We start from the raw sequence: 9,251 nt of genomic DNA on the forward strand, positions 1-9,251 counted from the left end.
CATCTATGCAGATTCAGTATGCTTGCAAGTTAATGTCTTCAAATAGCGGGAGGTCAATTTGATCCCGGATGTATCTCAGGCGCTTTCCTGGTTGGAAGCCCACCCTCAGGCAGTAAAAGGTATTCGCCGTGGCATAGAGCGCGAAACGCTTCGTGTTAATGCAGATGGTTCACTCGCGGCAACAGGGCATCCAGAAGCTTTAGGTGCGGCGCTAACGCATCATTGGATCACGACCGACTTCGCAGAATCCCTTCTGGAGTTTATCACTCCTGTAGATGGCGATATCGACCATCTTCTGACATTCCTGCGTGATATCCACCGCCATGTTGCCCGCGAACTGGGTGATGAAAGAATGTGGCCGCTGAGTATGCCTTGTTTTGTCGGGGCAGAGCAGGAGATTGAACTTGCGCAATACGGTTCCTCAAATATAGGGCGCTTAAAAACGCTTTATCGCGAAGGTTTGAAAAATCGCTACGGCGCCTTAATGCAGATCATCTCTGGCATTCATTACAATTTCTCACTGCCGCTGGAGTTCTGGCAGGCGCGTCTTGGTATCACGGATGCCGAAAGCGGCAAGCATGAGATTTCTGCCGCCTATTTTAAACTGATCCGTAACTATTACCGTTTTGGCTGGGTGATCCCTTATCTGTTTGGGGCATCTCCGGCAATTTGTTCGTCCTTCCTCAACGGGCGTGAAACGGAATTACCCTTTGAGCATACAGAATCGGGCTTGTGTTATCTGCCGTACGCAACGTCGCTGCGTCTGAGCGATTTAGGCTATACCAATAAATCACAAAGCAATTTGGGTATTACCTTTAACGACCTCGAAACCTATGTGAAAGGTGTTAAACAGGCAATAGGCACGCCTTCTGAAGAATACGCTGCAATAGGCGTTAAAAAAGATGGCAAATATCTGCAATTGAACACCAATGTGTTACAGATTGAGAACGAACTTTATGCTCCAATTCGTCCGAAGCGTGTCACTCGTTCAGGTGAAACGCCTTCCGATGCACTAATGCGTAGTGGGATTGAGTACATTGAGGTTCGCTCCCTGGATGTGAATCCCTTCTCGCCAATTGGTGTGGATGCGTCTCAGGCGCGTTTCCTGGATCTGTTTTTGATATGGTGTGCTTTGGCGGATGCGCCAGAGATGAACAGTGACGAATTGCTTTGTACGCGTAAGAACTGGAATCGGGTGATTTTGGAAGGGCGCAAGCCGGGCCAGACGATTGGTATCGGTTGTAACGACCAGCGTAAGCCTCTTGAGCAGGTTGGGAAGGCGCTCTTTGCTGACCTGCGACGCGTTGCTGAAGTGCTCGATAGTCAGAACGGTAATCAACAGTATCAGGATGTCTGTTGCGAGCTGGTTGCTGGATTTGACGATCCTGAGTTGACCTATTCCGCACGTATCTTGCGTGAGATGAAAGCGCCTGGTTCAGGCAATCTCGGCTTAAAACTTGCTGAAAAATACCGTCAGATACTGTTGCAAGAACCGCTGGAAATTCTTAGCGCAGAAAAGCTTGCAGCAGAGTGTGAAGCTTCATGGCAACGGCAACGCGACCTTGAGGCGAATGATAAGCTAAGCTTTGAAGAGTATCTGGCCGCACTTGCGGGCGGCTAAAAAGAAAAAGGCCACAATTAATGTGGCCAAATAACATCTCTGTTTACAGGGATGATGATAACGAATGTGCGTCTTTCATATATTCAGACTCGCATTATGGGAAAAGGTTTCCTGAGTTCGATAAAAAAAACATTTTTTCTTTAGGAGGGTGACGATATGCCACTGTTGGATAGCTTTACCGTAGACCATACCCGTATGGCAGCACCTGCTGTTCGCGTCGCAAAAACCATGAAAACCCCTCACGGGGATACCATCACTGTATTCGACCTGCGTTTTTGCCGTCCGAATATTGAAGTCATGCCTGAGCGCGGCATCCACACTCTGGAGCACCTGTTTGCTGGTTTCATGCGTAACCATCTCAATGGGAACGGTGTAGAAATCATTGATATTTCACCAATGGGTTGTCGTACCGGGTTCTACATGAGTCTGATCGGTGTACCTACCGAGAAATTGGTGGCTGATTCATGGAAAGCGGCCATGGCCGATGTTCTCAAAGTGACAGACCAACGTAAAATTCCAGAGCTGAATGAGTTCCAGTGCGGAACTTACGAAATGCATTCCCTGAAAGAAGCTCAGGAAATTGCACAGCACATTCTCGATCATGATGTGGTGGTCAATCACAACGAAGATTTGGCGCTGCCAAAAGAGAAGCTGACCGAGCTGCACATCTAGTCGTTGTGCGGGTCATAGCAATAAAAAAAGACGCGATATCGCGTCTTTTTTTATTGCTATGACCTGTCCTAAATAGCGTTGACACATTTAACTCGAACACTGAGGAAAATGTGTCAACCTATAGCAGGACTAGTCAGCTGGAGTGGTGGTTATCCCGTGATTAGCGTGGGATCTGGCTCAGTAAATGCTCAAGAATATCGCTTTGTTTGATCATCAGCTTTTCACCGGTACGACGATTTTTGTATTCTAGCTCTTGCGCGTCAAGATTACGATCGCCGATAACTACCTGATGCGGTACACCGATCAGTTCCATATCTGCAAACATCACGCCAGGACGCTCTTTACGATCGTCGAGGATCACATCGATGCCTTTCGCGCGCAGAGCCTGATAGAGCTCTTCCGCTACGTCTTTGACACGGAATGACTTGTGCATATTCATTGGCAGGATCGCGACCTGGAAAGGTGCAATCGCGTCTGGCCAGATGATGCCACGGTCATCGTGATTCTGCTCAATCGCCGCAGCAACGACGCGGGTCACACCGATGCCGTAACAACCCATGGTCATGACCTGATTGCGCCCATCTTCGCCTTGCACTGTGGCATTCATCGCTTCCGAGTATTTGGTACCCAGTTGGAAGATATGACCCACTTCGATACCGCGTTTAATAAGCAATGTACCCTTACCATCCGGGCTGATATCACCTTCAACGACGTTACGAATATCGGCAACCTGTGGCAACGGCAAATCGCGTTCCCAGTTGATGCCGAAATGATGCTGTCCGTCGATGTTAGCACCGGCGCTGAAATCACTCATGGCCGCGACGGTGCGGTCAGCTACGATTGGCATCGGCAGATTAACCGGACCCAGTGAACCCGGACCCGCGTTAACGACGGCGCGGATCTCGGCTTCAGTAGCAAAAGTCAGCGGGGAGGCAACCTGTGGCAGCTTCTCGGCTTTCACTTCGTTCAATTCATGATCGCCACGCACCAGCAGCGCAACCAACTTGTGGCCGCTCTCTTCTGTGGCATGAACCATCAAGGTTTTAACCGTTTTCTCGACCGGGACCTGGAATTGCTCAACCAGTTCGGCGATGGTTTTGGCATGTGGCGTTGCAATCTGGCGCAGTTCTTCTGTCGCTGCTGCGCGTGGTGCCGCAGGGGCTACTGCTTCAGCCAATTCAATGTTCGCCGCGTAGTCAGATTCGGTAGAGAAGATGATGTCATCTTCACCGCTTGAGGCCAGAACCTGGAATTCATGCGATGCGCTACCGCCAATTGAGCCGGTATCCGCGTGAACAGCGCGGAAATCCAGGCCCATACGGCTGAAAATCTTGCTGTAGGCCGCATACATGACGTCGTAAGTTTCCTGCAAGGATTCCTGCGTAGTATGGAAAGAGTAAGCATCTTTCATGATAAATTCGCGCGAACGCATCACGCCAAAGCGCGGACGAACTTCATCGCGGAATTTGGTCTGGATCTGGAAGAAATTCAGCGGCAGTTGCTTATAAGAGCTGATTTCGCCACGGATCAGGTCAGTGATCACTTCTTCATGCGTCGGGCCTAGTACAAAGGCGCGATCGCTGCGATCAACAAAGCGCAGCAACTCCGGACCATATTGCTCCCAGCGACCGCTCTCCTGCCATAAGTCGGCGGGCTGAACTACCGGCATGGAGACTTCGATAGCGCAGGCGTTGTTCATTTCTTCGCGGACGATGTTTTCGACTTTACGAAGTACGCGCAGGCCGGTCGGCAGCCAGGTATAGAGGCCTGAAGCCAGTTTGCGGATCATTCCGGCGCGCAGCATCAACTGATGGCTGATCACTTCGGCGTCGGCTGGCGTCTCTTTGAGTGTGGAGAGCAGATATTGAGTTGTACGCATGTTGTGTTGATTCCGTTAGCACTGCTAATTGCAATCGGGCTGCCATCGGGCAGCCAAAGCGTGAAAAGTTTCTTAGTTTACCAGCGACTGAGGGCTGTCAAAAGAGAAGGGATGGAAAATTAGTTTTTGTCGAGGGATAAGACCTGGTTTAGCTCGCCCACAACGCGCCAGCGGACATTGAATTCCAACAGATTTACTGCGTAATCCCGTGCCAGTTCTTCACCTTTACGATAGGCGGGGCGGGGATCCTGGCCTAAAACCTGAGTGATAAAACGGCGCAAGTTGGGGTGTGTTGACAAATTAGCCGCTAATTGCTGCTCGGCCTGCGGGGTGAATTCCACCGGCATATTGGCAGGTGGTGCTGATTGCGCAAAACCTGCACGGGCTTCGGGTTGACTCTCGGCAAAGGGCAGATAGGGTTTTATATCTACCACCGGAGTGCCATCGACAAGATCGAGACTACCCAATTCCAGTATGACGTTCTGGCCTTGGCAACGAATGTCCTTCAGTTCAATCAATGACATCCCCAGCGGATTTGGCCGGAAGGTCGAACGGGTGGCGAATACGCCAGTCCGGGTATTTCCGCCCAAACGGGGAGGGCGCACAGTAGGGCGCCAGCCGCCGTCCATGGTCTGGTGAAAAATGAACATCACCCAGATATGGCTGAACTCTTCAAGGCCGCGCACCGCTTCAGGTTGATTGTAAGGGGAGTGTAGATGCAGTTCTCCCCCGCCATCTTCAATCAAGCCGGGCTGGCGGGGGACAGCAAACTTCTCTTTATAGGGAGAGTGAATTGTCCCTATTTGAGCGAAGGAAAACGAGGTCATTTGAAGGTAACGTTCAGCGCTGAGCCCTGACAAACGGCCTGTTGATGGCAGCCGGGAACGCCACTGAGGATCTGGCACTGATGTAACAATACGGCATTGGCTTTCATGTAAGACGCACGCGTCAACATTCTTTTGCGGGCCGTTGCCAGACTTGGTGGCGCGTCTTGTGTGTCTGCCTGACAGGATTCACCCGATACTTCACCCAGGTCACGGAACGGTGTTCCTACCAGAGCTTCAGCATCTTTGTACAGCTTAACCGGTGCCGGACGAACAGCGACTGGTTTTGGTTTTACAGGTTTAATTTCTACCGGAGTTGGCTGTTCAGGAGTGGGTGGCTGCGTTTTATGAGTCGCGGAACATCCAGCTAGCAAGAGAGCGAACAAACAGAGAGGTAAAGCACGCATGGTATATCCTCTGCTTTTTACTATGTTAGGGGAAAGAATGTGGCGGTATTGAAGCAAGGTATTGGGAAAATAACAAGGCGGGCATTGGCCCGCCTTGTTATTTTTTTCTAAAAGAGTTTTTTCTAAAAGAAGTTATTTAGAAAAGTTTTCTCTTTAAGCTCTGTAATAGGCAGAGGAATAAAACTTACCAACCTTTCACCGCGCCGCCATTGAAGATTTTATTGGCAGCGGCATTCACTTCGTCTGACTGATAGGCTTGAACGAATTTCTTAACGTTCTCAGCATCTTTGTTGTTTTCGCGAGCAACCAACAGGTTTACATAAGGAGACTCTTTGTCTTCCACGAAGATACCGTCTTTCTCAGGGGTTAAACCAATCTGGCTTGCGTAGGTGGTGTTGATCACCGCTAACGCAATTTTGTTGTCATCCAGCGAACGTGGCAGTTGTGGTGCTTCCAGTTCAACTAGTTTCAGATTTTTAGGGTTTTCGGTAACATCGAGGACAGTCGGCAGCAGGCCAACACCATCTTTCAGTTTGATCAAACCTTGTTTTTGCAACAGCAGCAAAGAACGTCCCAGGTTAGTTGGGTCGTTCGGTAAGGCGACCTGATCGCCCTCTTTCAGCTCATCAGTTGATTTGATTTTCTTGGAGTAACCCGCAATCGGGTAGACAAAAGTGTTGCCGACTGCAACCAATTTATATCCACGATCTTTGATCTGTTGATCAAGGTAGGGTTTATGCTGGAAGGCGTTAAGGTCGATATCGCCTTTGCTCAGCGCTTCATTCGGCAGAACGTAGTCGTTGAAAGTGACTAACTCAACATTCAGGCCATATTTTTCTTTGGCAACTTTCTGAGCAACTTCAGCAACCTGCTGTTCAGAACCCACGATCACGCCCACTTTAATATGATTTGGATCTTGTTCTTTAGGACCGCAGCCAACCAACGCCAGCGTTCCCAGAAGCGCGCCGACAACCACGATGGATTTAAATTTAGTAGACATATCCTTTCCTCTATAAGCGGAGATAAATTATTCGCAATGTTTAGGTACAGCCGTTGTTGCCTTACTTATGGGTTACCGCTTTGACTATACGGTCTCCAAAGAATTGAATCAGATAAACCAAAAACACTAATAAGACTAATACAGTATTCATGGCCGTGGCGTCATAACCGATATAACCGTATTGATAACCGATCTGCCCCAGGCCGCCAGCGCCAACTGCACCACCCATTGCGGAGTACCCGACCAGAGTGATCAACGTGATCGTTGCGGCATTGACCAGACCGGGTAAGGCCTCAGGCAGTAATACTTTTCGAATAATCTGCATCGGTGTTGCGCCCATAGCGCGAGCCGCTTCGACTAAGCCACTGGGTATTTCTAACAGCGCATTCTCAACCATACGGGCAATAAACGGCGCTGCACCTACGGTCAATGGAACGATGGCCGCCTGTAAACCAATAGATGTACCGACAATCAGTCGGGTGAATGGGATCATCCACACCAATAAAATGATGAACGGAATCGAGCGGAAAATGTTCACTACCGCTGACATTACGCGGTATACCTTTTTATTTTCTGCAATCTGACCGGGGCGGGTAACGTAGAGCAGTACACCAAACGGCAAACCCAGCACAAAGCCGAAAAAGCCGGAGGTCAGCGTCATTACTACGGTTTCCCAGATGCCCCGGCCCATTAACCACATCATTGCCTCAGACATAACCGAGCACCTCGACTTTCACTTGATTTTCATGCAGGAACTGAATGGCTGCCTGCGTACTGGCTTCTTCGCCATGCATTTCCGTCAGCATAATGCCAAATTTCACACCACCGGCGTAATCCATCTGCGCGCTGATAATATTGTTATTAATGTTGAAGCGGCGAACCACTTCAGATAGCAATGGTGCATCCACCGATTGGCCAGTGAACTCCAGGCGTAATAAAGGAACGCGGTCTTTTGCCGGTTCAGCGACCAAGCGCTCCGCATAATCATCGGGAATATCCAAATGCAATGTGGACTGAATAAACTGTTGAGCCAGCGGCGTTTTAGGATGCGAGAACATTTCGCTGACTTTATCTTTCTCAATCAATTTGCCATCACTGATGACCGCAACCTGATCGCAAATGCGTTTAACAACGTCCATTTCATGGGTGATCAATAAAATAGTCAGCCCTAAGCGACGGTTAATGTCTTTGAGTAATTCAAGAATAGAACGAGTCGTTGCCGGATCCAACGCACTGGTCGCTTCATCACACAGCAAAACCTTAGGATTACTGGCTAAAGCGCGGGCGATCGCCACACGTTGTTTTTGGCCACCGGAAAGATTAGCCGGATAGGCATCATGCTTATCTTCCAAACCAACGAGCTTCAATAATTCCGCTACACGTTTTTTTATCTCAATTGAAGAGAGATTGTCGAGTTCCAACGGCAAAGCAATATTGCCGAACACGGTACGGGAGGAGAGCAAGTTAAAGTGCTGGAAAATCATGCCAATCTGGCGGCGTGCTCGCGTCAGTGCTTTTTCAGAAAATGCCATCAAATCCTGGCCGTCCACGAAAATCTGTCCTTCAGTCGGACGTTCCAGCAAATTGACACAACGAATCAGCGTGCTTTTACCCGCACCTGATGCTCCTATCACGCCATAAATCTGTCCAGCAGGGACGTGAAGGCTCACGTCAGAGAGTGCGACGATAGAACGCGAACCCTGCTGAAACACTTTGGTGATGTTAGAAAGTTTAATCATATTCTTCTTATTCTATCTTTGGGTCGTAGCTTGATGAAAGTGACTCTGTGGCTTACGCCATAAGTATGTCGTGGATGCTAAGGCGTCTAGACGTCTAAGTCAACTGGGATAGCATTCTCACTCCACCTTAAAACATGCGATACTACATCTATTAACCCGCCATCAGGAGCCAAGACGTGGCACAGACTGTTCCAGCAATTTTCTTAGATAGAGACGGTACCCTTAATGTTGATCATGGGTATGTCCATGAAATCGATGATTTCCAATTTATTGAAGGTGTAATAGAAGCCTGCCTGCAATTGAAGGAAATGGGTTTTGCTTTAGTACTGGTGACCAACCAGTCAGGTATTGCACGCGGTAAATTTACCGAAGCACAATTTCTCCGGTTAACGGAATGGATGGATTGGTCACTGGCCGACCGTGGTGTCGATCTGGATGGTATCTATTTTTGCCCTCATCATCCTGAAGGTACGGTAGAGGCTTTTACTCAGGTATGTGAATGTCGCAAACCAATGCCCGGCATGTTTCTTACCGCAAAAGATGAGTTGAACATCGATATGGCCGCTTCTTATATGGTAGGCGATAAAATCGAAGACATGCAGGCAGCCGCAGCTGCTGGCGTAGGGCACAAGATATTGGTGAAAAGCGGTAAGCCGGTTACTACAGAAGGTGAGGCGCTGGCAGATGGCGTGCTCGCAAGCCTTGCAGAGCTGCCTTCTTTCATCAAAAACGCGGCTAAATAAGGCTTTGTGAATAAAAAACAGGCAAACGAAATAAAACTGTATTTATTCGCTTGCCATTCCGGCCCAGCTCCCTATAATGCCGCTCCATCGACAGGGAACAACGTGAACAACATCACGAAGTAACCGGGTCGGAAAGATTAAAAACAGCGGCAACCGAATGAAATAAACGGTTGACACTGAAAGAGGAAAGCGTAATATACGCCACCTCGAGTTGCCAAGCGAAAGCGCGTAACTCACTGCTCTTTAACAATTTATCAGACAATCTGTGTGGGCACTCACAAGACGATATCAGCCACTTCGGTGGCAAAAAATATCAAGTCTTAAAGAGTGACCAAGCAGTAATTCATTTAAGTGAATTATTACGAA

At 48.9% G+C, this 9,251-nt stretch carries 10 protein-coding genes; 4 read left to right on the forward strand and 6 right to left on the reverse strand.

The genetic code is table 11. The features are described from left to right. The first annotated feature begins 58 nt into the window (after window positions 1-58). Both gshA and luxS read left to right on the forward strand, forming a co-directional pair. Window positions 59-1,621 carry a glutamate--cysteine ligase gene (gene gshA, locus EAH77_RS12310; RefSeq protein WP_140473008.1) on the forward strand — a complete coding sequence of 521 codons (1,563 nt, stop codon included), beginning with the start codon at window positions 59-61 and terminating at the stop codon, window positions 1,619-1,621. Window positions 1,622-1,777: 156 nt separating this feature from the next. After that, window positions 1,778-2,293, forward strand: coding sequence for an S-ribosylhomocysteine lyase (gene luxS / locus EAH77_RS12315; RefSeq protein WP_140473010.1), 516 nt, complete (start codon window positions 1,778-1,780; stop codon window positions 2,291-2,293). Between the two features lie 160 nt (window positions 2,294-2,453). Here the strand turns inward: luxS and proS are convergent, their stop codons facing one another. The 6 genes from proS to metN form a co-directional block, all read right to left on the reverse strand. Beyond that, window positions 2,454-4,172 (reverse strand): proline--tRNA ligase, encoded by a 1,719-nt coding sequence (gene proS / locus EAH77_RS12320; protein ID WP_140473031.1) that lies wholly within the window; start codon window positions 4,170-4,172, stop codon window positions 2,454-2,456. A 119-nt stretch (window positions 4,173-4,291) separates the two neighbouring features. Further along, window positions 4,292-4,999, reverse strand: coding sequence for a tRNA (N6-threonylcarbamoyladenosine(37)-N6)-methyltransferase TrmO (gene tsaA, locus EAH77_RS12325; RefSeq protein ID WP_140473033.1), 708 nt, complete (start codon window positions 4,997-4,999; stop codon window positions 4,292-4,294). Then, window positions 4,996-5,403: an Rcs stress response system protein RcsF gene (gene rcsF, locus EAH77_RS12330; protein ID WP_140473035.1), complete on the reverse strand. Its 408-nt coding sequence runs from the start codon at window positions 5,401-5,403 to the stop codon at window positions 4,996-4,998. Before rcsF ends, tsaA begins: the two co-directional genes overlap by 4 nt. 184 nt (window positions 5,404-5,587) lie before the next feature. Then, window positions 5,588-6,403 (reverse strand): MetQ/NlpA family lipoprotein, encoded by an 816-nt coding sequence (locus EAH77_RS12335; RefSeq protein ID WP_140473037.1) that lies wholly within the window; start codon window positions 6,401-6,403, stop codon window positions 5,588-5,590. 61 nt (window positions 6,404-6,464) lie between these two features. Next, a complete protein-coding gene (locus tag EAH77_RS12340) occupies window positions 6,465-7,118 on the reverse strand; it encodes a methionine ABC transporter permease MetI (RefSeq protein ID WP_140473038.1) in 654 nt (217 codons plus the stop codon). Further along, window positions 7,111-8,142, reverse strand: a complete 1,032-nt coding sequence (metN, locus tag EAH77_RS12345; RefSeq protein WP_140473040.1) for a methionine ABC transporter ATP-binding protein MetN — start codon at window positions 8,140-8,142, stop codon at window positions 7,111-7,113. The genes EAH77_RS12340 and metN overlap by 8 nt, the downstream gene beginning before the upstream one ends. Before the next feature lie 176 nt (window positions 8,143-8,318). Between metN and gmhB the strand changes: the two genes are divergently transcribed. After that, window positions 8,319-8,885, forward strand: coding sequence for a D-glycero-beta-D-manno-heptose 1,7-bisphosphate 7-phosphatase (gene gmhB / locus EAH77_RS12350; protein ID WP_140473042.1), 567 nt, complete (start codon window positions 8,319-8,321; stop codon window positions 8,883-8,885). A 170-nt stretch (window positions 8,886-9,055) separates the two neighbouring features. Then, on the forward strand, window positions 9,056-9,251 hold a 196-nt coding region (locus tag EAH77_RS25375; RefSeq protein WP_206664890.1), incomplete at its 3' end, for a hypothetical protein.

Origin of the sequence: Ewingella americana (assembly GCF_006438725.1) — a bacterium.
GTDB lineage: Bacteria > Pseudomonadota > Gammaproteobacteria > Enterobacterales > Enterobacteriaceae > Ewingella > Ewingella americana_A.